Here is a 749-nt window from a genome sequence, read left to right on the forward strand (position 1 = left end):
AAGATCTGCCGGTCCAGGTCGTCGAGCATGTCGTCCAGGGCACAGACCTTCTTCGCCTCCTCGGTGTCCCGGTTGATGAAGGCCCGCATGGTGCCGTCGATCATCTCCTCGACGATCGCCGCCATCCTGGGGATGTCGATGAGGGGTTTGATGAGGGTCTTGCCGAAGAAAAAGCGGGTGATCTTGGCGATGCTGACGCCGAGGTCCCCGATCCGCTCCAGGTCGATGGCCATCCGGTTGATGGCGGAGATGGTCCTCAGGTCCTGGGCTACCGGCTGGTACCGGGCGGTGAAAAGGAGGCACCCTTCCTCGATGCCGGAGGCCAGCTCGTCGAGGACGTCGTCGCCTTCGAGGACTTCCCTGGAAAGGGCCTCGTCCTGCTTCTCCAGGGCCCAGACGGCTTTTCGTATGGCATCCTGGGCAAGGTTGCCGAGTTTCAGGAGCTGTTCGCGGATGCGGTCGAGGGCCTCGTCCTGGGTCTTTCTCACGTTCAATTCGGTCATGTTTCTCGTCTCCCTCCGTCCAGGATCGCCCTAGCCGAAGCGCCCGGTGATGTAGTCCTCCGTCCGCCGGTCGACGGGGGAGGTGAAGATGTCCTGGGTGGGGCCCGTCTCGACCATCTCGCCCAGGAGAAAGAAGGCGGTCAGGTCGGAAATTCGGGCTGCCTGCTGCATGTTGTGCGTCACGATGATGACAGTGTACTTCGTTTTCAATTCCCTGACGAGTTCCTCGATCCGGGCCGTGGACAT

1 protein-coding gene and 1 pseudogene are annotated in these 749 nt (G+C 61.7%); both read right to left on the reverse strand.

All coding sequences use genetic code 11. The features are described 5' to 3' along the window. Positions 1 to 503: phosphate signaling complex protein PhoU (phoU, locus tag E0765_RS10955; protein ID WP_132813272.1), on the reverse strand; the 503-nt coding region annotated here is incomplete at its 3' end. Positions 504 to 533: 30 nt separating this feature from the next. Beyond that, positions 534 to 749, reverse strand: a pseudogene (gene pstB, locus E0765_RS10960) (phosphate ABC transporter ATP-binding protein); the annotation flags it as partial.

Origin of the sequence: Sulfuricurvum sp. IAE1, assembly GCF_004347735.1 — a bacterium.
Classification (GTDB): Bacteria; Campylobacterota; Campylobacteria; order Campylobacterales; family Sulfurimonadaceae; genus Sulfuricurvum.